The organism is Arthrobacter sp. B0316-5-4 (assembly GCF_059090325.1).
Genome location: NZ_JBNHFN010000001.1, coordinates 497,976 through 518,504 on the forward strand (window position 1 = coordinate 497,976; position 20,529 = coordinate 518,504).

At 61.8% G+C, this 20,529-nt stretch carries 22 protein-coding genes; 11 read left to right on the top strand and 11 right to left on the bottom strand.

Translation table 11 applies throughout. The features are described from left to right. Nucleotides 1-66: 66 nt before the first annotated feature. Genes AC5RU9_RS02265 through glmS form a run of 3 tightly spaced genes read right to left on the bottom strand, consistent with a single transcriptional unit; the run spans nt 67 to nt 3,897 of the window. The gene (locus AC5RU9_RS02265) at nt 67-1,644 is read right to left on the bottom strand and encodes an NAD(P)H-hydrate epimerase (RefSeq protein WP_494015179.1); all 1,578 of its coding nucleotides are present in this window, start codon (nt 1,642-1,644) and stop codon (nt 67-69) included. 17 nt (nt 1,645-1,661) lie between these two features. Continuing rightward, a complete protein-coding gene (locus AC5RU9_RS02270) occupies nt 1,662-2,009 on the bottom strand; it encodes a holo-ACP synthase (RefSeq protein WP_284986492.1) in 348 nt (115 codons plus the stop codon). Between the two features lie 4 nt (nt 2,010-2,013). Next, on the bottom strand, nt 2,014-3,897 hold the full coding sequence (glmS, locus tag AC5RU9_RS02275; protein WP_494015180.1) for a glutamine--fructose-6-phosphate transaminase (isomerizing): 1,884 nt from the start codon (nt 3,895-3,897) through the stop codon (nt 2,014-2,016). A 139-nt stretch (nt 3,898-4,036) separates the two neighbouring features. Here glmS and coaA point away from each other — a divergent pair, with 139 nt between their 5' ends. Both coaA and AC5RU9_RS02285 read left to right on the top strand, forming a co-directional pair. Next, a complete protein-coding gene (gene coaA / locus AC5RU9_RS02280; protein WP_211711187.1) occupies nt 4,037-5,008 on the top strand; it encodes a type I pantothenate kinase in 972 nt (323 codons plus the stop codon). A 64-nt stretch (nt 5,009-5,072) separates the two neighbouring features. Then, a complete protein-coding gene (locus AC5RU9_RS02285) occupies nt 5,073-5,855 on the top strand; it encodes a M15 family metallopeptidase (protein ID WP_494015465.1) in 783 nt (260 codons plus the stop codon). A 64-nt stretch (nt 5,856-5,919) separates the two neighbouring features. Here the strand turns inward: AC5RU9_RS02285 and glmM are convergent, their stop codons facing one another. From glmM to rplM, 3 genes are all read right to left on the bottom strand, one after another. Then, nucleotides 5,920-7,284, bottom strand: coding sequence for a phosphoglucosamine mutase (glmM, locus tag AC5RU9_RS02290; RefSeq protein ID WP_211711186.1), 1,365 nt, complete (start codon nt 7,282-7,284; stop codon nt 5,920-5,922). A gap of 152 nt (nt 7,285-7,436) precedes the next feature. Then, the gene (gene rpsI / locus AC5RU9_RS02295) at nt 7,437-7,946 is read right to left on the bottom strand and encodes a 30S ribosomal protein S9 (RefSeq protein WP_024817562.1); all 510 of its coding nucleotides are present in this window, start codon (nt 7,944-7,946) and stop codon (nt 7,437-7,439) included. Between the two features lie 38 nt (nt 7,947-7,984). Further along, nucleotides 7,985-8,428 carry a 50S ribosomal protein L13 gene (gene rplM / locus AC5RU9_RS02300; protein ID WP_024817563.1) on the bottom strand — a complete coding sequence of 148 codons (444 nt, stop codon included), beginning with the start codon at nt 8,426-8,428 and terminating at the stop codon, nt 7,985-7,987. A gap of 287 nt (nt 8,429-8,715) precedes the next feature. Here rplM and AC5RU9_RS02305 point away from each other — a divergent pair, with 287 nt between their 5' ends. The 9 genes from AC5RU9_RS02305 (at nt 8,716) to AC5RU9_RS02345 (ending at nt 16,747) form a co-directional block, all read left to right on the top strand. After that, nucleotides 8,716-9,360, top strand: coding sequence for a prepilin peptidase (locus AC5RU9_RS02305; protein WP_494015181.1), 645 nt, complete (start codon nt 8,716-8,718; stop codon nt 9,358-9,360). A 323-nt stretch (nt 9,361-9,683) separates the two neighbouring features. Next, nucleotides 9,684-9,884, top strand: a complete 201-nt coding sequence (locus AC5RU9_RS02310) for a Flp family type IVb pilin (RefSeq protein WP_494015182.1) — start codon at nt 9,684-9,686, stop codon at nt 9,882-9,884. A gap of 94 nt (nt 9,885-9,978) precedes the next feature. Continuing rightward, nucleotides 9,979-10,428, top strand: a complete 450-nt coding sequence (locus tag AC5RU9_RS02315) for a TadE family protein (protein ID WP_494015183.1) — start codon at nt 9,979-9,981, stop codon at nt 10,426-10,428. Beyond that, nucleotides 10,416-11,480 carry a pilus assembly protein TadG-related protein gene (locus AC5RU9_RS02320; protein ID WP_494015184.1) on the top strand — a complete coding sequence of 355 codons (1,065 nt, stop codon included), beginning with the start codon at nt 10,416-10,418 and terminating at the stop codon, nt 11,478-11,480. Before AC5RU9_RS02315 ends, AC5RU9_RS02320 begins: the two co-directional genes overlap by 13 nt. A gap of 80 nt (nt 11,481-11,560) precedes the next feature. Next, the gene (gene cpaB / locus AC5RU9_RS02325; protein ID WP_494015466.1) at nt 11,561-12,271 is read left to right on the top strand and encodes a Flp pilus assembly protein CpaB; all 711 of its coding nucleotides are present in this window, start codon (nt 11,561-11,563) and stop codon (nt 12,269-12,271) included. After that, entirely contained in the window at nt 12,268-13,464 is a 1,197-nt protein-coding gene (locus AC5RU9_RS02330) for a CpaE/TadZ family protein (RefSeq protein WP_494015185.1), read from the top strand. Before cpaB ends, AC5RU9_RS02330 begins: the two co-directional genes overlap by 4 nt. Beyond that, complete coding sequence (locus tag AC5RU9_RS02335) at nt 13,461-14,903, top strand: TadA family conjugal transfer-associated ATPase (protein ID WP_494015186.1); 1,443 nt, start codon at nt 13,461-13,463, stop codon at nt 14,901-14,903. Before AC5RU9_RS02330 ends, AC5RU9_RS02335 begins: the two co-directional genes overlap by 4 nt. A 155-nt stretch (nt 14,904-15,058) precedes the next feature. After that, nucleotides 15,059-15,847 carry a type II secretion system F family protein gene (locus AC5RU9_RS02340; RefSeq protein WP_494015187.1) on the top strand — a complete coding sequence of 263 codons (789 nt, stop codon included), beginning with the start codon at nt 15,059-15,061 and terminating at the stop codon, nt 15,845-15,847. 9 nt (nt 15,848-15,856) lie between these two features. Further along, nucleotides 15,857-16,747: a type II secretion system F family protein gene (locus AC5RU9_RS02345; RefSeq protein ID WP_494015188.1), complete on the top strand. Its 891-nt coding sequence runs from the start codon at nt 15,857-15,859 to the stop codon at nt 16,745-16,747. Between the two features lie 126 nt (nt 16,748-16,873). Here the strand turns inward: AC5RU9_RS02345 and AC5RU9_RS02350 are convergent, their stop codons facing one another. The 5 genes from AC5RU9_RS02350 to rpsM form a co-directional block, all read right to left on the bottom strand. After that, nucleotides 16,874-17,764, bottom strand: a complete 891-nt coding sequence (locus AC5RU9_RS02350) for a tRNA pseudouridine synthase A (RefSeq protein ID WP_494015189.1) — start codon at nt 17,762-17,764, stop codon at nt 16,874-16,876. A 32-nt stretch (nt 17,765-17,796) separates the two neighbouring features. After that, a complete protein-coding gene (gene rplQ / locus AC5RU9_RS02355; protein WP_211712137.1) occupies nt 17,797-18,357 on the bottom strand; it encodes a 50S ribosomal protein L17 in 561 nt (186 codons plus the stop codon). Between the two features lie 66 nt (nt 18,358-18,423). Next, nucleotides 18,424-19,434, bottom strand: a complete 1,011-nt coding sequence (locus AC5RU9_RS02360; protein ID WP_011775567.1) for a DNA-directed RNA polymerase subunit alpha — start codon at nt 19,432-19,434, stop codon at nt 18,424-18,426. Between the two features lie 149 nt (nt 19,435-19,583). Beyond that, nucleotides 19,584-19,985 carry a 30S ribosomal protein S11 gene (gene rpsK, locus AC5RU9_RS02365; protein WP_014922380.1) on the bottom strand — a complete coding sequence of 134 codons (402 nt, stop codon included), beginning with the start codon at nt 19,983-19,985 and terminating at the stop codon, nt 19,584-19,586. A 51-nt stretch (nt 19,986-20,036) separates the two neighbouring features. Beyond that, on the bottom strand, nt 20,037-20,414 hold the full coding sequence (gene rpsM, locus AC5RU9_RS02370; protein WP_011775569.1) for a 30S ribosomal protein S13: 378 nt from the start codon (nt 20,412-20,414) through the stop codon (nt 20,037-20,039). Between the last annotated feature and the right edge of the window lie 115 nt (nt 20,415-20,529).

A 20,529-nucleotide genomic window follows, 5' to 3' on the forward strand; every position in this document is an offset into this window, starting at 1 on the left:
GTTCTCCTCTTGATGATGCGAACAACTGTTGCAAGCCTACAGACGACCTATGAGTAGACAGTAACCTTACGGTCTTGGGCGGTCGTATTCCGCCGCAAGCGAACCAATTACGCGTGGCACCCCCGCCATGATCGCCGAGGCTGTAAGGGGGCCACCCTCGAAATTGGCGGATGCCTCTGCTCCTGCCCTGCCGTGGACGCTCGCCGCGACAGCTGCCACAGCAGCCCAACGGTCCGCTTGGTCCAAGCCCAAGGCGGCATAAGCGCCGTCGTCGTCCCTGACCTCTTCGGCGGACTGCGCCACCAAGGCGCCCAAGACGCCGGACAAGACATCGCCGCTCCCCGCGGTTGCCATCCACGCGGTACCTTCCGATTGGCTGAAGACAACGCCCGACGGCGAGGCCACGAGTGTGGTGGCACCCTTCAGTAGCACGGTGGCGCCGGTCAGCTCGGCGGCCAACCGTACGAAGTGCAGTGGACGGGCTTCAACGTCGTCGCGGGTAACGGCGATCTCGCCCAAAGACGGAAGCGAATCGAGCAGCGTGGCCAGCTCACCCGCGTGCGGCGTCAGGATCCAGTGTGGCGGGCAGCGATCCGGCAAGGCGTCCAACGCTCCAGCATCAACCACCACGGGCAATCCGGCGTCCATGGCTGTCTTCGCCGCGTCGCGGACCCGACGCAATTGCTCGTCTCCATCCACCCCAGGGCCCAGTACCCAGGCCTGGACGCGGCCAGGATCGCCGGTCTCCCACAGGGCTTCAGGGGTCCGGGACAGCACCGCCTTCGCAGCGCTTTCCGGGCCCACATAACGCACCATTCCCGCCCCGGCCAGTGCCGCAGCGTGGACGCTGAGGACGGCAGCGCCGGCGAACCGCGCGGAACCCGCTACCACCCCGAGGACGCCGCGGGAGTATTTGTGCGCGCGGCGATCAGGCACCGGAAGCAGGCGACCAAGATCCCTGGCAGTGAGGCGCCGCAATTCCGGGCTCATGGAACCTAGCCCGGGTTCGATGCCGATGGACACCAATTCAACGCGGCCCGCGCAGCCCTCCCCCGGATCAGTCATCAGTCCGGCTTTGAGGCCGCCAAAAGTGACGGTAACGTCCGCGTCCAGCACCGGCCAATGGACTTCTCCTGTGCCGGCGTCCAGCCCGCTGGGGAGGTCGCAAGCCACCACCAGGGATGGCCGTAGTTCCTGCAGGGAGGCAATCAGTTCGGCTGCTGCCCCACGCAAGCCTCCGCGCGCACCCGTACCGAGTAGGGCGTCGATGATTGCGTCATCGTCGGCGCACATGACGGCGAGCTCTTCGGCGTTGTCTGGCTCCAGGCTCAGGGTCCGCCCACCGGCGGCGGTGAAAGCAGCAAGCGCCTCGGGATGGACTTCGGGGGCGGCGAGGACCGCCGTCGTGCGCATTCCGCGGCGGGCAAGAAAAGCTGCGGCGAAAAGGCCGTCACCACCGTTGTTTCCTTTGCCTGCCAGGACGGTGATGCTGGCGCCGGTCAGCTTGCGTTTCCTTTTGATCTGCCGGGCAACCTCTTGCGCAAGCCCGTAGGCTGCCCGCTGCATAAGAACAGCGCCCTCACCGGAGTCCAGGAGCGGTTTTTCCGCATCCCTGATCTGTTGTCCGGTGAAGGCGCTGATCATTGCTTTGTTACGTCCGTTCAGCCTTCGGCGAGGACAGTCGCCGTAGCGATGCCGCCGTCGTGGCTGATGGACAAGTGCCAGCGTTTGACGCCCTTGGCCTCGGCCACGGCAAGCACCGTGCCCTTGACCTGAACGGTGGGGCCGTTTTCGTCGAGCCCGATCCAGCAGTCCTGCCAGTTCATTCCCGCGGGCGCGCCGAGCACCTTGGCCACGGCTTCCTTGGCCGCGAAGCGCGCGGCCAAGGATCGGGTGTTGAGTTCCCGCTCCGCAGGGACAAACAGGCGGTCCCTGAGTCCCGGCGTCCGTTCCAGCTGCTTGCCGAACCGTTCGATGTCTACGACGTCTACCCCAATGCCAACAATCATGCCGTTATTCTACGGTCACGCTCTTGGCCAGGTTACGCGGCTGATCAACGTCGTAACCCTTCGCTCCGGCAAGTTCAGCGGCAAAGATCTGCAGCGGAACCGTGGTGAGCAGCGGCATCAACAGGGTGGGCGTTTCAGGAACGTAGAACACGTGCTCTGCGTAGTCCTTGACCGACTCGTCGCCTTCTTCGGCAATCACCAGGGTGCGGGCGCCACGTGCGCGGACTTCCTGGATGTTGCTGACTACCTTGGAGTGCAGGGAGTCGCGGCCACGCGGGGACGGCACTACGACGAAGACGGGCTGACCGTCGTCGATCAGGGCGATCGGGCCGTGCTTGAGCTCGCCGGCTGCGAAGCCTTCTGCGTGGATGTACGCAATTTCCTTGAGCTTCAAGGCACCTTCGAGGGCTACCGGGTAGCCAACGTGGCGGCCCAGGAACAAGACGGACTTTTCGTCCTTCATGCTGCGGGCGAGCTCGCGGAGGGGGCCTGCGTTGTCCAGGATGTGCTGGATCTTGGCCGGGATCTTGGACAGGTCCGCGAGGACGTCCTTGATCTGGCCCGAGAAGATGTTGCCGCGCAGCTGGGCCAGGTACAGGCCCAACAGGTAAGCGGCAGTGATCTGCGCCAGGAACGCCTTGGTGGACGCGACGGCGATTTCCGGGCCGGCGTGCGTGTAGAGCACGGCGTCGGATTCACGCGGGATGGTGGAACCGTTGGTGTTGCAGATGGAGATGGTCTTGGCACCCTGCTCGCGGGCGTAGCGGACGGCCATCAGCGTATCCATGGTTTCGCCGGACTGGCTGATGGAGACCACCAGCGTGTTGGAGTCGACGATCGGGTCGCGGTAACGGAACTCGTGTGCGAGCTCCACTTCCGTGGGGATGCGGCACCAGTTCTCGATCGCGTACTTGGCAACCAGGCCGGCGTAGGCCGCGGTGCCGCAAGCGAGGACGATGATCTTGTTGACCTGCTTCAGCAGTTCCGGGTCGATGCGGAGCTCATCCAGGGTCAGCTTGCCGTCAAGGTCCGAACGTCCCAGGAGGGTCTGCGCTACTGCGTCAGGCTGGTCGTGGATTTCCTTCTCCATGAAGGAGTTGAACCCACCCTTTTCGGCCGATGCCGGGTCCCAGTCAACGTGGTATTCCTTGCCTTCGGCGGGGGCGCCGAAGAAGTCGGTGATCTCAACGGACTCTGCGGTGATGGTAACGATCTGGTCCTGGCCCAGTTCCACTGCCCGACGGGTGTAGTCGATGAAGCCGGAGACGTCGGAGCCGAGGAAGTTCTCGCCCTCGCCCAGGCCTACAACCAACGGGGAGTTACGGCGGGCGGCCACGACGACGTCGGGCTGGTCCGCGTGAACGGCCAGGAGGGTGAAGGCACCCTCAAGGCGCTGGCAGGCCAGGCGCATGGCCTCGGTCAGGCTTCCGCCGCCGTTGTTCAGTTGCGTCCTGAAGATGTCCCCGAGGAGGGCTGCAGCTACTTCGGTATCGGTTTCCGATTCGAAGGTGACGCCCTTGCCCAGGAGTTCCTGCTTGAGTTCGGCGAAGTTTTCAATGATGCCGTTGTGAATCACGGCCAGGCGGCCGCCGTCGGAAAGGTGCGGGTGCGCGTTACGGTCGGTCGGGCCGCCGTGCGTCGCCCAGCGGGTGTGACCGATACCAGTCAGGGATTCCGGGATGGGGTTTGCTTCCAGCTCACCGATCAGGTTGCTGAGTTTTCCGGACTTTTTACGGGACGAGATGGTCCCGTCAGCCACCACTGCGACGCCGGCGGAGTCATAGCCGCGGTACTCAAGACGACGCAGCCCTTCCACGACGACGTCAAGGGCGCTGTGACCAGCTGCCTTGCGAGACGAATTGCCAACATAGCCTACGATTCCACACATGGGCTCAAGCTTAGCGGCTCGTGCAAACAACTGATGTGGGACGTCCTAGCTCCTGGGGTATGTGACGAGAGCTGCGTCACGCACAATTCACCCGCCCGTCGTCGCGCATTTCCTGATCCGCCGCGTGGAGGGCAGAATCATGAGCGTGACTTTGCAACGCACCGAAGCTAATGGCGACGGCGCTTCCCCGTTTGTTGAGCTGGACCGCCAGACCTGGTCCAGGCTTGCAGCACAGATGGAGCAGCCCCTCAACGAAGAGGACATATTCCGTCTCCGGGGCCTCGGCGACCCCCTCGACATGAAGGAAGTCCGGGAAGTTTACCTGCCCCTTTCGCGACTCCTCCACCTGTATGTGCAGGCTTCGCACCAGCTCCATGCCGCCACCACCACGTTCCTGGGCGAACAGACACAACGCACGCCTTTCGTCATCGGTGTCGCAGGATCCGTCGCCGTGGGGAAGTCGACCATCGCACGTGTGCTCCGGGAAATGCTCAGGCGCTGGCCCGGGACGCCCAATGTGGAACTCATCACCACTGACGGTTTCCTGTACCCCTTGGCCGAGCTGAAGCGGCGCCACCTGCTCGAACGCAAGGGTTTCCCCGAGTCCTACGATCGCCGCGGGCTCCTCCGCTTCGTCTCGGAAGTCAAGGGAGGCGCGGAGGAAGTCCGCGCGCCCTGGTACTCGCATGTCACCTACGACATCGTGCCGGGGAAGGAAGTCGTGGTCCGGCGTCCCGACGTCCTGATCGTCGAAGGCCTGAACGTGCTCGCACCCGCACGTCCACGCATGGACGGCAAGCAAGGATTGGCTGTCAGCGACTTCTTCGACTTCTCCATCTACGTGGACGCCAAAACCTCGTACATCGAGGAATGGTACGTGGACCGTTTCCGCAAGCTCCGCAGTACGGCCTTCGCGCAGCCGGAGTCCTACTTCCACCGTTACGCCACACTCTCCGACGACGACGCCGAATCGACGGCCCGTGGCATCTGGAAACGAATCAACGAGCCGAACCTTGAAGAAAACGTGCTGCCTACCCGTGGACGCGCCCAGTTGGTGCTCACCAAGGACGCAGACCATTCAATCCGCCGTATGCTCCTCCGGAAGGTCTAAGCCCTTGGCTACCCCACAACCAAGCCGCAGGGCCTTCACAGGCCTGCTAACGGCCGGCGCCGGGATGCTCGCACTGTCAGCCTGCACGCCGGATAACGCAACACCCCCCACCGCCGTGGCCGATGCCTCCACTGGATCCCCGAGCCCCACGGTTGCGGCCCCATCTGCGTCGCCTGGCGTCACCCCTGCCGACGGCGCCGCGACTCCGGCACCCAGCGCCCCGCCGTCGAGCGCTGCCGCCACCCGCTTCTCCCTCACCGACCCCACCAGCCCGTGGGTAGTAGTGAACAAGCACCGGCCGCTGAACCCGCAGGACTTCGTCCCCGCAGACCTGGTGCAGCCGAACATCCGGCTCGCAGTCAGCGGCGAGGCAGCCCTGGTCAACAGCACGACGGCGACTGCCGCAGAGAAGATGTTCGCGGCCGCAGCCGCGGAGGGCGTCATCATGACGTTGGCATCGGGCTATCGCTCCTACTCCACGCAGGTAGCCACCTACAACGGCTACGTCGCCAGCACCGGACAAGCAGCGGCCGACCGCGCATCCGCCCGCCCCGGACACTCCGAACACCAAACGGGCTGGTCCTTCGACATCGGCGACGGCGGGGGCGCCTGCAGCTTCCAGCCGTGCTTCGCCGACCAGCCAGCTGCCGTGTGGGCCAAGGCCAACGCAAGCAGGTTCGGTTTCGTGGTGAGGTACCCGTGGATGTTCCACGACACCACCGGTTACTTTTACGAGTCCTGGCACCTGCGTTACATCGGCGTGGAAGCGGCAACAGACATGGCGGCACGAGGCATCGCGACGTTGGAGGAGTACTTCGGCCTCGAAGCGGCGCCGGACTACCTCTAAGCAATCGACGTTAAAGAGGAATGGCCCGCTCCCTGTTGAATCAGGGAGCGGGCCTTTTCAATTCCTAGACAGCCAATTCGCTGGAAGCGCCCAGGCGCTCCCGGACCACAGCAGCAAGACCCGTACAGATCCGCTCGGCCGTTTCCATGTCGGCGGCCTCCACCATGACCCGCACAAGGGCTTCGGTACCGGACGGACGAAGCAGTACGCGGCCGGTCTCGCCCAATTCAAGTTCCGCCGCGGCAACCGCTGCAGCGACGCCTTCATCAGTACCCGCGCGGGCCTTGTCCACGCCCTTGACGTTGATCATGAGCTGCGGAAGCTTGGTCATCGCAGTGGCCAGTTCCTTGAGGCTGCGTCCGGTCAGGGCCACCTGCGCTGCAAGCTGAAGGCCGGTCAGGACACCGTCGCCCGTGGTTGCGTAATCGGAGAAGATCACGTGGCCGGACTGCTCGCCACCAAGGTTGTAGCCGCCGTCGCGCATGCCTTCAAGCACGTAGCGGTCACCCACTGCCGTTTCGAGGATGGTGATTCCGGCGTCGCGGAGGGCGAGCTTGAGGCCAAGGTTGCTCATGACGGTGGCCACCAGGATGTTGTCCTTGAGCTTCCCGGCGTCGTTGAGCGCGAGGGCCAGGATCGCCATGATCTGGTCGCCGTCCACCTCGTTGCCTTCATGGTCCACTGCCAGGCAGCGGTCGGCGTCGCCGTCATGGGCTATGCCGAGGTCCGCTCCGTGCTTGACGACAGCTTCCTTCAGCGGGCCGAGATGGGTTGATCCCACGCCCTCATTGATATTCAGGCCGTCCGGCTCAGCACCAATCACCACAACATCGGCGCCGGCGTCCTTGAAGACCTGGGGTGAGCAGCCGCTCGCCGCGCCGTGGGCGCAGTCGAGGACAACTTTCAGGCCGTCCAGGCGCTTTGGCAGGGTGCCCAGCAGGTGGACGATGTAGCGGTCTTCGGCGTCGGAGAACCGCTGGATGCGTCCGACGTCGGCTCCCACCGGGCGCTGCGGCTCCTGCCCCAGCTGGGCCTCGATGGCGTCCTCGACGTCGTCGGGCAGCTTCTGGCCGCCACGGGCGAAGAACTTGATCCCGTTGTCCGGAGCCGGGTTGTGGGATGCCGACAGCATGACCCCAAAGTCTGCATCAAGGTCAGCCACCAGGTAGGCGGCGGCCGGAGTCGGGAGGACACCGGCGTCATAGACGTCGATGCCGGAGCTGGACAGCCCTGCTTCGACGGCCGCGGCGAGGAACTCACCGCTTGCCCTGGGATCCCTGGCGACAACGGCGCGGGGCCGCTTGCCGTTGGTTGCGCGGTCATGGCCGAGTACGACGGCGGCGGCCTGGGCAAGCTGCATAGCCAGCTCAGCGGTAAGCAATCCGTTCGCGAGACCGCGCACGCCATCTGTTCCAAATAATCTAGACATCGGCTCAAGTTTAGACGACGCCGGGGCACCATCAGTTCAGGCACGCGTCGGGGCGTCACACTGGAGCTTCAATCCAGGCGCCCGCAGCCCCCCCCCTTTAACGGCGAAAGCCCGCCCCGCCAAAGTGGCGGAACGGGCTTTCGTGCAGCGAATTAACGCTTGGAGTACTGCTGAGCCTTACGTGCCTTCTTGAGACCAGCCTTCTTGCGCTCGATGACGCGGGCGTCACGGCTCAAGTAACCGGCCTTCTTGAGGGTTGCGCGGTTGTTGTCGACGTCGATCTCGTTCAGCGAGCGAGCAACGCCGAGACGCAGCGCACCAGCCTGGCCGGAGATGCCACCACCGTGGATACGGGCGATGACGTCGTAGGCGCCTTCGAGATCAAGGATCTTGAAGGGCTCGTTGACGTCCTGCTGGTGCAGCTTGTTCGGGAAGTAGTTGTCCAGCGTGCGGCCGTTGATGGTCCACTTGCCGGAGCCCGGCACAACGCGAACGCGTGCAACGGCTTCCTTGCGGCGGCCAACAGCTGCGCCGGCAACGGTCAGTGCCGGGCGCTCCTTCTTGGGAGCATCTTCAGCAGCGTTGCTGCTTTCAGAGGTGTAGCTGGTGAGGGTTTCCTCGGCCTCGACGGCTTCGGCGGTCAGTTCTTCGTTCTGAGCCACGGTTCTCCTTGTAATGAAAAGTTGGTTGGTGGCCAGGACTACTGGGCGACCTGGGTGATTTCGAAAGTCTTCGGCTGCTGTGCAGCGTGGGGGTGCTCAGCGCCACGGTAGACCTTGAGCTTGCCCAACTGCTGTGCAGCGAGAGAGTTCTTGGGGAGCATGCCCTTGATGGCCTTCTCAACAGCGCGAACCGGGTTGGATTCCAACAGTTCGGCGTAGTTGACGGAGGTCAGGCCGCCCGGGTAACCGGAGTGGCGGTATGCGCGCTTCTGCTCCAGCTTGGCGCCGGTGAGGGCAACCTTTTCAGCGTTGATGATGATGACGAAGTCGCCCATGTCCATGTGGGACGCAAAGGTCGGCTTGTGCTTTCCGCGCAGCAGTGTTGCGGTCTGGCTGGCAAGACGACCAAGGACAACGTCGGTGGCGTCAATGACGTGCCACTGGCGGTTGATATCGCCGGGCTTCGGGGTGTACGTACGCACGGTTTTGCCTCGTTCTTGTTCTGGCGTTCATGTTTTAGGCGACACGCAATAAGGCGTGTACCTACTATGTATGCGCTACCGGAGCAGAGGTGAGGGCTCTATGTACCAGTCATCCCAGGATCTCGAAATGCCTCAGGAGTTAGCGATCCTGCAACTGGATCCCCCATAAGGCATGTGTCATCGAGATAGGACACGCACAACGACTCTAAACAATACCTTCAACGGGGCGCCCGGGTCAAAATGGGGTTACCGAACATGGGGGTACCTGTGTTAATGAGGGGGAACACGTGACCGATGGACTTGCCTTGACGCTCCTGCTTGCGCTGTCCGGCTTGCTGTTGAGCCCGCCGGCCGAGTCCCTCATCCATGCCTGGCTGCCGCGGCTTGGCGGACTCCCCTCCCCCAAGGTCCGGATCACGACGGCGGCCGTCACCGCCTTGCTGTTTGGCTTGCTCGCGTGGCGGTTTGGCTTTTCTGGCGAATTGCCAGCTTTCCTTTTTCTGGCTCTTTGTGGGGTGCAACTTTCCCGCATTGATTTCACGCTGCATTTGCTGCCGAATCCGCTTGTCCTGCTCCTGCTGACTGGCGGCGCAGGCCTTCTCGCGGCCGCCGCAGTGCTGGCCCCCGCGTGGAGCGACCTGCTCCGCGCCCTGGCGGGTGGCGCCATCCTGTTCGCCGGCTACCTGATTCTGGGACTTTTTTCACCAGGAAGCATCGGAATGGGCGACGTAAAGCTCGCAGCTCCCCTCGGCCTGTACTTGGGTTACTTGGGTTGGGCACAGGTACTCTACGGCGGACTGCTGGGATTCGTGGTGGGCGGGTTGCTCACGGTGCTGATGTTACGCCTGCGACGCGCGGAAAAACCGAGGGAAACCGCCCACGGACCAGCCATGGTCATCGCCGCCCTGGCCGTTGCCATGGTCATGGCCTAGCCCAACCTGAGTACGCACCAACCAAGGTTGATTACTGCGTCGCAATTAATAAGGCCACTGTCAAAACCAAGTAGTTTGTGCCCCTTGCACGCCAAAAACTGAGTACTTCCCAGCTCGGGCGCACCCCGCCAAGTAGAGCCCCCACCAGGAAATCGAGTACGGCTACGCATTGTCGCGACGGCCGCCCAGGGTGAATTCTTATGTCATCGAATTCCGAACCGCTAAAGGAAACATGGGGGTAGTTCGGAACTCGAAGCAAATTCCGATAATTTGCTGGACCTATAACCTATTTTGCATTCACTTTTTCTGGGAAGGATTTTCCAATGTCATCTTTTATGTTCACCATTACCTCGTACATCGCCGGCGTCAAGGACCGCTTCACCAACGAAGAAAAGGGGGCGACAGCCGTTGAATACGGTCTGCTCGTGGCCCTGATCGCAGCCGTGATCGTTGGCGTGGTCGCCACCTTGGGTACAGACATCCTGAAGGGTTTCACCACTATCACCGACAAGCTGCCGTCGTAACAGGGAACTGGCCGGCTTCATTTCGAATCCCGGGCCGGCTGCCCCGATGTCATCATCGGCCGCAGCCGGCCTGGACTCGTTTCTGGGAGATGCAATGAAATCCAAAAACAGGAAGAGCAGGACATCCCGCTCGGGGAATGCCTCAACCTGGACCAACCAGACCGGTGCGGTAGCTGTTGAATTCGCTCTGGTGCTGCCCATATTTCTCTTGTTGGTACTCGGTATCTTTGAATTCGGGCGGGCCTTCAACATCCAGATTTCGTTGTCGGAGGCCGCTCGGGAAGCAGCCCGCTACGCAGCCATTCATCAGTCAGATTCCACCTACACCGTAGGGGCTGCGCAAGCCGCCGGCGTGGCTGCCGCGCCCAGCGTGGACCTGGCGCCCGGTGACATCAGTATCTCTTCATCAGGCAGCAGTCCCTGCAACGTGTCGGTCAACATCTCCTACACCACGCCCTGGATGACAGGGTTTCCGGCGCTGGTGCCTGGAATGCCCGCAGAGCTCGACGTCTCAGGGACAGGAGTCATGCGATGTGGCGGCTGAAGCACAAAGACCCGGAACGCGGTGCCGTGGCACCCATGACTGCCTTGCTGATGGTGGCCCTTTTGGGCATGACCGCCTTCGCGGTTGACGTGGCCATGATGTACTCTGAGCACGCTCAACTCCAGAACGGTGCCGACTCCTCGGCCATCGGCATCGCCCAAGCCTGCGCAAAGAGTGCAAGCGCCACAGACTGCACCGCGCCGTCCGTGGCAGCCACCTCCCTCGCCGGACTGAACGCCCTTGACGGAGTCAGCAACGCACCTGTGGCTTCGGTCAACCTCTCCACGGGCAGCGTGGATGTCACCACCCAGTCACGGAACTCCTCTGGGGACAACCACTTTTCCCTGGTGTTCGCACGGGCGCTCGGGGTCACAACGGCCGACATCAAAGCCCATGCGCAAGCGAAATTCGGCGGCTTCTCCGCGACCGACGCGGTCCCGCTGACGTTCTCTCAATGCGAGGCTGACCCAAGCTTCACCAAGGGCCTGCAATTCTTCCCCGTCCACGGCACCACACTCGCGGATGACCCTGCCTACGCTTGCAAGCACAAATCCTCTTCCGGGTTCGAATTGCCAGGCGGCTTCGGCTGGCTCAAACATCCGGGTTCCACGTGCTCAATTCACCTCGATACCAAATCACCTTGGATTGAATCCAGTGAAGGCAACGACTTCGACTCGACCTGCAGCACAGCTTTTGCCGCCTGGGAAACAAAGTTGAAGGCTGGGAAGCCGGTTGAAATTCTGATTCCGATTTTCAAGACGGCCTGTCCGGTCAAGAAGGGTTCGGGAAGCAACCCTTGTGCTTCTTCTCCTTTCAAAAAGTCTTTCGAGATAGAGGCCTTCGCGCAGATTTCCCTCCGGGGATGGCATCTCACCGGGGGCGGACCAACCTACATGACGTCCGAGGCCACGGCACTTGAGAAGTCCCTGAAACTCAAGAACAGCGACACAGGCCTTTACGGCACATTCATCAAGAAAGTAAGCCTGACGGAGGCCGCAACTCTGGGCGGTCCAACCACGTACGGCGCCTTGGGCGTCCAACTCACCAAGTAGTACTCAATCTGGGAGAAGACTCCATTGCATTAAGGAGAAGGAAAGTGAAAACTCGCCTACTGGGAGGCATAGTGGCACTAGTGCTGGCAATAGTCGGCACACTGCTACTGGTCACATACGTTCAAGCAGCAGACGCCAGGGCACAAAAGGACCTCCAGCCCGTTGACGTTCTCGTTATTCAGAGTCCGGTCCCCGAAGGCTCGGACCTCCAGCAGATTAAATCCGCAATCAAGCTCACATCGCTTCCTGCGGCTTCGGTCCCCAACGGAGCGTTAAAAAGTCTCTCTGGGATGGAAGGCAAGGTGGCGGGGGCAGATCTCATGCCCGGGGAAGCACTGTTGGGGAACCGCCTCGTGGATCCCAACAGCCTCGCGGCTCCGGGGTCAGTCCCGGTGCCCGAAGGACTGCAGGAAGTCTCGGTACAGCTCGATGCACAACGTGTCGTGGGCGGGCGGCTGGCGGCCGGCGACACCGTGGGGGTGGTTGTGCTGCTGGGCAACTCCGGACAAGCCGACAGTGATGCATCAGCCCAGCTCGTCTTCCACAAGGTCCTGGTGACCAGCGTCCAGCGTGCCACGGCCAGGACCTCCAATACCGCTCAGGCAAGTTCCGAACAGGCGAATACGCAACTCCCGGAAGGCTCGTTCATCGTGACGCTCGCCCGCAGCGATGTAGAGGCAACCAAGATCGTCTACGGAGCCAAGTACGGGGACATCTGGCTAACTAAAGAGCCCTCCGCGGCACAGGAAAGCGCACGCGTCACCATCAAGAAGGCTGAGGTCCTCCAATGAGCCGTTTTCTCGTCATCACGGCAGACACCGACTTCGAACGGCGCGTTCGCCAGGCCGCAGCCGGAATCCACGGCGATGTCCATTCCATCATTGCCGATTACCTGCCCCAGGGTCCGGACGACGTCCTCCGCGTCCTGTCCGGCGAACTGCTCGAAGTGTTGGTGCTCGGCCCTGGCCTTCAAGCCGACGACGCCATCCGTTTGGCAAGCCTGTTTGATCTCCAGTACCCGGAGATCAGCGTGGTGCTTGCATCAACAGACGCCGCACAAGTCGCGCTACCTGCCATGCGTGCCGGCATCCGTGATCTGCTCGATCCTGCCTCGACCGCCGCTGACATTCGCATCCTGTTGGAGCGTGCCAGCCTCGCAGCGGCTGGTCGCCGGCGCGGGTTGGGCGCCCAAGTGGACTCTGGTCCACAGGGCGGACGGATCATCGCCGTCATGTCTCCAAAAGGCGGCGTGGGCAAGACAACCATCTCCACCAACCTCGCCATCGGGCTCGGCCGCACATCTCCCATGAAGGTCGTTATCGCCGATCTGGATCTTCAGTTCGGGGACGTGGCGTCCGGGTTGCTCTTGAATCCTGAAAAGACGATTGCGGATGCCGTCACGGGTGCCGCAGTCCAGGACAGCATGGTCCTGAAGTCATACCTTACGGTTCATCCCGGCGGTATCTACGCTCTGTGTGCACCGAGCAACCCGTCCCAAATCGAACACATTTCGGCCGAGCAAGTGGGCCATCTGCTCGAGCAGTTGGCGAAGGAATTCGAGTATGTTGTGGTGGACACGGCTCCCGGGCTTGGTGAACACGTCCTGGCCACCCTCGAACGCGCTTCTGACGTTGTTTGGGTTTGCGGAATGGACATCCCGAGTATCCGGGGCCTTCGCAACGGCCTTGAGATTCTCGAAGAGGTTGGACTGGTCCCAGAGCAACGACACGTAGTCCTCAACTTCGCGGACAAGCGCAGCGGCCTAACGCTGGTGGACGTTGAAGCAACCATTGGATGCCCCGTTGACGTCACCTTGCCGCGGTCCCGTTCACTCCCCTACTCAACCAACAGGGGCGTGCCCGTACTTCAGGACGGCACCAAGGACGTCACCCTGCGTGGGCTCCGCCAGTTGGTTGATCGATTCCAGCCTGGGTGGAATGAGCGGCCACACAAGAAACTGCACCGAAGGGCGGTAGTCAAGTGAACCTCGCAAAGCGCCTTCAAACGGCCCGCGGACTCGAAGTTGAAGCTCCTGGTGCACCATCACTGGGTGATCCCTGGGCCGCGCCAGCAACGCAGACCCCCGACTACCTTGCGGTTTCGCCGGAATCCGGGGCAGCCACGGAGGACTCCAGCCAGGCTTTGTCCGCAGTCAAGGAACGCACGAGCAATGCGCTGTTTGACCGGATGGGTTCCCGGATTTCCGATACCACACTGGATGAGACAGAGCTCCATCGCTATGTCAAAGAGGAACTCCGCGCTGTCATCGACGAAGACGACATCCCGCTGACATCGCTGGAAAGGCAACGGCTGGTCCAGGAGATCGCCGACGACGTACTTGGACTTGGGCCTCTTCAGCGTTTCCTTGACGACAAGGACGTCACTGAGATCATGGTGAACGGAGCCGACAAGGTCTACGTGGAGATTGCTGGAAAACTCCATTTGACCAATGTCCGTTTCACTTCCGAGGAGCACCTCCGCAGAATCATCGAGCGGATTGTCTCGAAGGTCGGCCGCCGCATCGACGAATCCTCTCCTCTGGTGGATGCGAGACTTACGGATGGATCCCGTGTCAATGCGATCATTCCTCCCTTGGCGGTAGGTGGATCGTCGCTGACGATTCGAAAGTTCGGCCGTGTGCCGCTAACGGCCCAGAATCTCGTTCAGCTGGGAACCATGAGCCCCGAAATCACCGAGCTGCTGCATGCTTGCGTGCAGGCGAGGCTGAACATCATCGTCTCCGGAGGTACAGGCACCGGGAAGACAACACTGTTGAACGTCCTTTCATCCTTCCTTCCCGCGGACGAGCGCATCGTCACCATCGAGGACGCAGTGGAGCTGCAGTTGCAGCAGTCCCATGTTGTTCGTTTGGAAAGTCGCCCCAGCAACATCGAGGGCAAGGGTGAGATCGCCATCCGGGACCTTGTCCGCAATTCGCTTCGTATGCGGCCCGACAGAATCGTTGTCGGCGAAGTTCGCGGCGGCGAAGCATTGGACATGCTCCAGGCAATGAACACTGGCCACGACGGCTCCATCTCAACAGTCCACGCGAATTCTCCGCGTGATGCCATTGCCCGCCTCGAGACCTTGGTTCTGATGGCGGGAATGGACCTGCCACTGAGGGCCATCAGGGAACAGATTTCATCCGCAGTAAACCTGGTTGTGCAGATCTCGCGTTTGCGAGATGGCACCCGCCGCATCACGCATGTGACGGAAGTGCAAGGAATGGAGGGGGATGTAGTTACCCTGCAGGACGCCTTCACTTTCGATTACTCGGCAGGTATGGACACCAACGGACGATTCCTTGGAAAACCCGTTCCTACAGGAGTGCGGCCACGGTTCGTCGACCACTTCGCTGACCTTGGAATCCGTATTTCCCCGGCTGTTTTCGGTTCCGTGGCGTCTGGGGGTGGGCAGCGATGACCGCCACCAATCCCTTACTGCTCATCGCCGGGGTGCTCCTCGGGCTTTCGGCCTTAGTTATCGGGCTGTTCCTTATCCCACGGTCAAGAAGCTCAACAATCGCCTTGTCGAGGCGGCAGCCGAACGCCGGGCCTCAGGATTCTGTACTGACTCGGGTGACGAATTCCGCTGTTGCGCTGGTCGATGGCCAAGTTTCGGCCGGCCGTTCTTCCGGAACCAAGGTCCTCCTTGAGCAGGCTGGCTCTCGAATGAAGCCCGCCGACTACGTGCTGCTGGTCATCTGTGCAACCTTCACTGGCCTCGTCGTCGGATTCATCCTCGGCGGTATTCTGGTCGCAATATTGTTCGGTGTCGCCGCCCCTCTGGGCGCCCGCGCAATCCTTGGCATCATGACATCCAGGCGGAGGGCGCAGTTCGAGACCCAATTAGGTGACACCCTGCAAATGCTGTCCGGCAGCATGCGGGCCGGCCACAGTTTGCTGCGGGCCGTGGATGCTGTGGCCCAAGAGGCGCAGTCGCCCACCAAGGATGAGTTCGCCAGGATTGTCGGAGAAGTACGGCTGGGTCGCGACCTGCGTGATGCCCTTTTGGACGCGGCATCGCGTCTCCATAGTGAGGACTTTCTCTGGGCCACGCAAGCCGTTGAAATTCACCGTGAAGTGGGCGGCGACTTGGCTGAGGTACTGGACCACGTGGCCGAAACGATCCGTGAGCGGACCCAAATCAAAGGGCAAGTGCGAGCGCTCAGCGCGGAAGGCCGGCTCTCCGCCTATGTGCTCATTGCCCTACCGACCGGCGTGTTCATGTATCTGAGCCTGGCGAACGGAACGTATATCCAGCCGCTATTCACGCACCCCGTGGGTTGGTTAATGCTCGTTGTGGCCGTCGTCCTTTTAGGTTTGGGCTCTTTCTGGCTCAGCCGCGTAGTCAAGATCAAGTTCTAGGGAGTGACCATGAACCTCATTGCATGGGTGTCTGTCGCATTGATCGTAGTCCCCGTTGCCTTCATGGCATGGGCCTTTATTTCCGTTGATCGCGCCGGACTAGCCACCGTTCGAACCAACTTGAGCCGAAGTGCGGGGATGGCAACGGACCTGGGGGCGCAGCCATCATCATTCAACCTCAATCGTCTCGGTGCCAAGCTAACGCCCAAGGGGTACACCGTCTGGTTGGACAAATTGCTTGCCAGATTGGGCCGACCGGCCGGTATGCCACTTGGACGTCTTCTGATCGTCAAGCCCGTGTTGACCTTAGCTGCAGGACTCGTGGGTCTTCTCTTCTTCCTGCGGGCCCCGTCTGGTCCGGGCTTCCTGCTGTACCTCGCAGCAGTGACCTTGACGTATTTCATTCCCGATCTCCTGATCCACGGGAGGGCAGCGGAACGGCAGAAGGCCATCCAGACCGAACTACCCAACACCCTGGATCAAATGCTGATTTCTGTTGAGGCCGGTCTTGGTTTCGAAGCTGCCATGGCCAGGGCCGGACAGAATGGTTCGGGACCTTTGGCCATGGAAATGCTCCGAACCCTGCAGGACATGCAGGCCGGACGTAGCCGCAAGGAAGCATACGTCGCTCTTTCCGAACGCGTAGACGTTCACGATCTGCGGGCATTCGTTGGCGCGATCGTCCAGGCCGACGCCTACGGGATCGCCATCGCCAATGTCCTGCGAACCCAGGCTAAGCAAATGCGTATCAAGCGTCGCCAAAGGGCGGAAGAACAGGCAATGAAGCTGCCCGTGAAGGTCCTCTTCCCCTTGATGTTTTGCATCCTGCCGGTGCTCTTCATCGTGATTATGGGTCCGGCCGTTATCAATGTGATGACCAATTTGGCCGGCGCTTTTTAGGGCTCTGGTGCCCTTGCCCTGGAGACCGGCACTTCGCGGATCCCAGACCGCGGAGTGCCACAACGGCCCCCTTCCGGTACCCAGAGCCGGGAGGGGGTCCTCCAACGTTCGGGCTTAGCCGGCGAACTACTGCCGCCGAGCGCGGGTCAGCTCGGCCCGGGCCAACAATTCACTGTCCGATGGGTAGGCGACCTCTTCCAGCACGAGCGGGTGGGGCGCGGCAAGAACGGACTTGGCATCACGCTTCCGCTCCAGCAGGCGGGAGTGCAGCCACTCCGGAGACTCCAGGCCCTCGCCCACCCTCAAGGCAGAACCAACCAGTGAGCGCACCATGTTGTGGCAGAAGGCATCCGCCTGGACGGTCGCGACAATGACACCGTCACTCCCCCGCGCAAACGAGAACTTCTGCAGCTCACGGACTGTCGTGGCACCTTCGCGGGGTTTGCAGTAGGACCTAAAATCCTGGAGTCCCAGCAGCGCCTGCACGCCGTGGTTCATCACCGAGACATCCACAGCAGACTTGTGCCACAAGGTGATGCTTCGAAGGACAGGGTCCCAGCGTTCCGGACCATCGGCAATCCGGTAACTGTAGCTCCGCCACAAGGCAGAGAACCGGGCGTCGAAACCTTCAGGCGCCAGGCCGGCGTCGTGCACTTCCACGGCACCCGTCAGGTCGCCAAGAATCCGGCTCAGCGCACCACGGAGACGACGCAAAAGTGCGACGGCGGGATCGAGTTCGTGCCCGCGCGGCAGTGACAGCCACTCGGCTTCTGTCAGGTCCAGGTGAACTACCTGCCCACGGGCATGGACCCCGGCGTCAGTCCTGCCGGCAACCGTCACGCGGACGGGCCGCTGCAACAGGAGCGTCAGTGCTTCCTCCAGCGACCCCTGCACCGTGCGAAGACCAGGCTGCAGCGCCCACCCGCTGAAAGGGCCGCCGTCGTACGAGAGATCCAGCCGGACACGCAAAAACCCGCCGCCCCCCATAACGGGGGCAGCGGGTTTTCGTTCGTTCATAGACTTAAGTCTACTGTGAAGAATTCAGTGAATTACTTCTTGTCCTCAGCGGCCGGAGCCTCTTCGGTTTCAGCAGCTTCAGCTTCAGCAGCGTCAGACTCAGCGGCCGGAGCCTCTTCGGTCTCAGCAGCTTCGGTCTCAACGACCTCTTCCTCGGCAGCCGGAGCTTCAGCAGCCGGAGCAGCCTTGGCAGCAGCGTTGGTTGCTTCAGCAACAACGGCCTGCTTCGGGGAAACCGGCTCGAGGACGAGCTCGATGACAGCCATGGGAGCGTTGTCGCCCTTGCGGTTGCCGATCTTGGTGATGCGGGTGTAGCCACCATCGCGGTTGGCAACGGCGCCGGCGATGTCGGTGAACAGCTCGTGGACAACGCCCTTGTCGCTGATCAGGCCGAGAACGCGGCGGCGGGAAGCGAGGTCGCCACGCTTGGCGAAGGTGACCAGACGCTCTGCGTACGGCTTCAGGCGCTTGGCCTTGGTGACCGTGGTGGTGATTCGCTTGTGCTCAAACAGAGCAGCTGCCAGGTTCGCGAGCATCAGGCGCTCGTGAGCCGGGCCGCCTCCGAGGCGCGGACCCTTAGTGGGGGTAGGCATAGTTATTTCTCCTGTTGTGTAAGCCGGTCAGGCCCATTGCTGGACCCGGCGGCCAAGATCTGCTGTTTAGAGCTCGTCGTCGCTGAACGCGGCGTCGTCCTCTTCGATGGCTGCGGCGCGGGCTGCGAGATCGAAACCGGGAGGGGAGTCCTTGAGGGACAGACCCAGTTCGACGAGCTTTGCCTTGACCTCGTCAATGGACTTCGCACCGAAGTTACGGATGTCCATCAGGTCAGCCTCGGAGCGGGCAACGAGTTCACCCACGGTGTGGATGCCCTCACGCTTGAGGCAGTTGTAGGAACGGACCGTGAGGTCCAGATCCTCGATCGGCAGAGCCATGTCAGCTGCCAGGGCAGCGTCCGTCGGCGACGGGCCAATCTCGATACCTTCAGCTGCGGTGTTCAGCTCACGAGCCAGACCGAACAGTTCCACCAGGGTGGTACCTGCGGAAGCAACAGCATCGCGGGGAGCGATTGCCTGCTTGGTCTCGACGTCGACAATGAGCTTGTCGAAGTCGGTGCGCTGCTCAACACGGGTAGCTTCCACGCGGAAAGTTACCTTCATGACCGGCGAGTAGATCGAGTCAACCGGAATACGGCCGATCTCGGAGTCGCCGGACTTGTTCTGAGCTGCCGAAACGTAGCCACGGCCGCGCTCGATGGTCAGTTCGAGTTCGAACTTGCCCTTCGAGTTCAGAGTGGCAATGTGCAGATCCGGGTTGTGGAATTCGACGCCGGCCGGCGGAGCGATGTCCGCGGCGGTGACGACTCCGGGGCCCTGCTTGCGCAGGTAAGCAACAACCGGCTCATCGTGCTCGGAGGAAACCGAAAGGTTCTTGATGTTCAGGATGATCTCGGTGACATCTTCCTTGACACCCGGAACCGTGGTGAACTCGTGCAGCACGCCATCGATCCGGATGCTGGTTACAGCGGCACCGGGGATGGAGGAGAGCAGGGTACGGCGGAGGGAGTTTCCGAGGGTGTAACCGAAGCCCGGCTCCAGCGGTTCAATGATGAAACGGGAGCGGTTCTCGGATACAACTTCTTCAGACAGGGTGGGGCGCTGTGCAATGAGCACTTAGGTTTCCTTTCGGCGAGCATCCGCTATATGACGCAACACAGGTGGTGGAAATCGGCTTCGGTTTCCAGCCTGACCAGCCGGGCCATGCTTATGAAGGGTCGAAACCATTCACAGCAGGCCCGGCCGGTCAGGCAGGGAAGACCTAATTAGACGCGGCGACGCTTCGGGGGGCGGCAACCGTTGTGGGCGCTGGGGGTGACGTCCTGGATGGAGCCAACCTCGAGGCCAGCGGCCTGAAGCGAACGGATTGCGGTTTCGCGTCCGGATCCCGGGCCCTTGACGAATACGTCAACCTTGCGCAGACCGTGCTCCTGAGCGCGCTTTGCAGCAGCTTCGGCAGCCATCTGGGCAGCGAACGGGGTGGACTTACGGGAGCCCTTGAAGCCAACCTCACCGGCGGAAGCCCATGAGATGACAGCACCGTTCGGGTCCGTGATGGACACGATGGTGTTGTTAAAGGTGCTCTTGATGTGCGCCTGGCCAAGCGCAATATTCTTCTTATCCTTGCGACGCGGCTTACGAACCGCTCCACGAGTCTTCGGGGGCATTGTTTCTCCTACAGAAAGTTATCGGGGGAAAACCGGATCAATCCCGAGGGATTAACGTCCGGCCTTCTTCTTGCCGGCGACGGTGCGCTTCGGGCCCTTGCGGGTACGGGCGTTGGTCTTCGTACGCTGTCCGCGTACGGGCAGGCCCTTGCGGTGGCGCAGGCCTTCGTAGCTGCCGATCTCTACCTTGCGGCGGATGTCAGCGGCTACCTCGCGGCGAAGGTCACCCTCAACCTTGTAGTTGCCTTCAATGTAGTCACGCAGCTGGACCAGCTCGGCGTCAGTCAGGTCCTTGACGCGAACGTCAGCGCTGATGCCGGTGGCAGCCAGGGTTTCGTGTGCACGGGTCTTGCCCACGCCGTAGATGTAAGTAAGCGCAATTTCCAACCGCTTTTCGCGGGGAATGTCTACGCCAGCGAGACGAGCCATAGTGGCAGTACTCCTTGAATAAACCGGAGGTCGTAGGCAGTACACCCACACGTTCAGTGTGGCCCCAGCCTCCGACCGGGGGTTCGCTGACCAGGCTCTGTAATGCAGTCCTGGC

Bases quoted from the DNA above. Each gene is read 5' to 3' on its own strand.
- AC5RU9_RS02320 (WP_494015184.1), top strand. From the start codon at position 10,416: ATGTGGCGGCTGAAGCACAAAGACCCGGAACGCGGTGCCGTGGCACCC.
- AC5RU9_RS02345 (WP_494015188.1), top strand. From the start codon at position 15,857: ATGAACCTCATTGCATGGGTGTCTGTCGCATTGATCGTAGTCCCCGTT.
- AC5RU9_RS02285 (WP_494015465.1), top strand. From the start codon at position 5,073: ATGCTCGCACTGTCAGCCTGCACGCCGGATAACGCAACACCCCCCACC.
- glmM (WP_211711186.1), bottom strand. From the start codon at position 7,284: ATGTCTAGATTATTTGGAACAGATGGCGTGCGCGGTCTCGCGAACGGA.
- AC5RU9_RS02265 (WP_494015179.1), bottom strand. From the start codon at position 1,644: ATGATCAGCGCCTTCACCGGACAACAGATCAGGGATGCGGAAAAACCG.
- glmS (WP_494015180.1), bottom strand. From the start codon at position 3,897: ATGTGTGGAATCGTAGGCTATGTTGGCAATTCGTCTCGCAAGGCAGCT.
- AC5RU9_RS02315 (WP_494015183.1), top strand. From the start codon at position 9,979: ATGAAATCCAAAAACAGGAAGAGCAGGACATCCCGCTCGGGGAATGCC.
- AC5RU9_RS02310 (WP_494015182.1), top strand. From the start codon at position 9,684: ATGTCATCTTTTATGTTCACCATTACCTCGTACATCGCCGGCGTCAAG.
- rpsK (WP_014922380.1), bottom strand. From the start codon at position 19,985: ATGCCCCCGAAGACTCGTGGAGCGGTTCGTAAGCCGCGTCGCAAGGAT.
- rplQ (WP_211712137.1), bottom strand. From the start codon at position 18,357: ATGCCTACCCCCACTAAGGGTCCGCGCCTCGGAGGCGGCCCGGCTCAC.
- AC5RU9_RS02270 (WP_284986492.1), bottom strand. From the start codon at position 2,009: ATGATTGTTGGCATTGGGGTAGACGTCGTAGACATCGAACGGTTCGGC.
- coaA (WP_211711187.1), top strand. From the start codon at position 4,037: ATGAGCGTGACTTTGCAACGCACCGAAGCTAATGGCGACGGCGCTTCC.
- AC5RU9_RS02350 (WP_494015189.1), bottom strand. From the start codon at position 17,764: ATGAACGAACGAAAACCCGCTGCCCCCGTTATGGGGGGCGGCGGGTTT.
- AC5RU9_RS02330 (WP_494015185.1), top strand. From the start codon at position 12,268: ATGAGCCGTTTTCTCGTCATCACGGCAGACACCGACTTCGAACGGCGC.
- rpsM (WP_011775569.1), bottom strand. From the start codon at position 20,414: ATGGCTCGTCTCGCTGGCGTAGACATTCCCCGCGAAAAGCGGTTGGAA.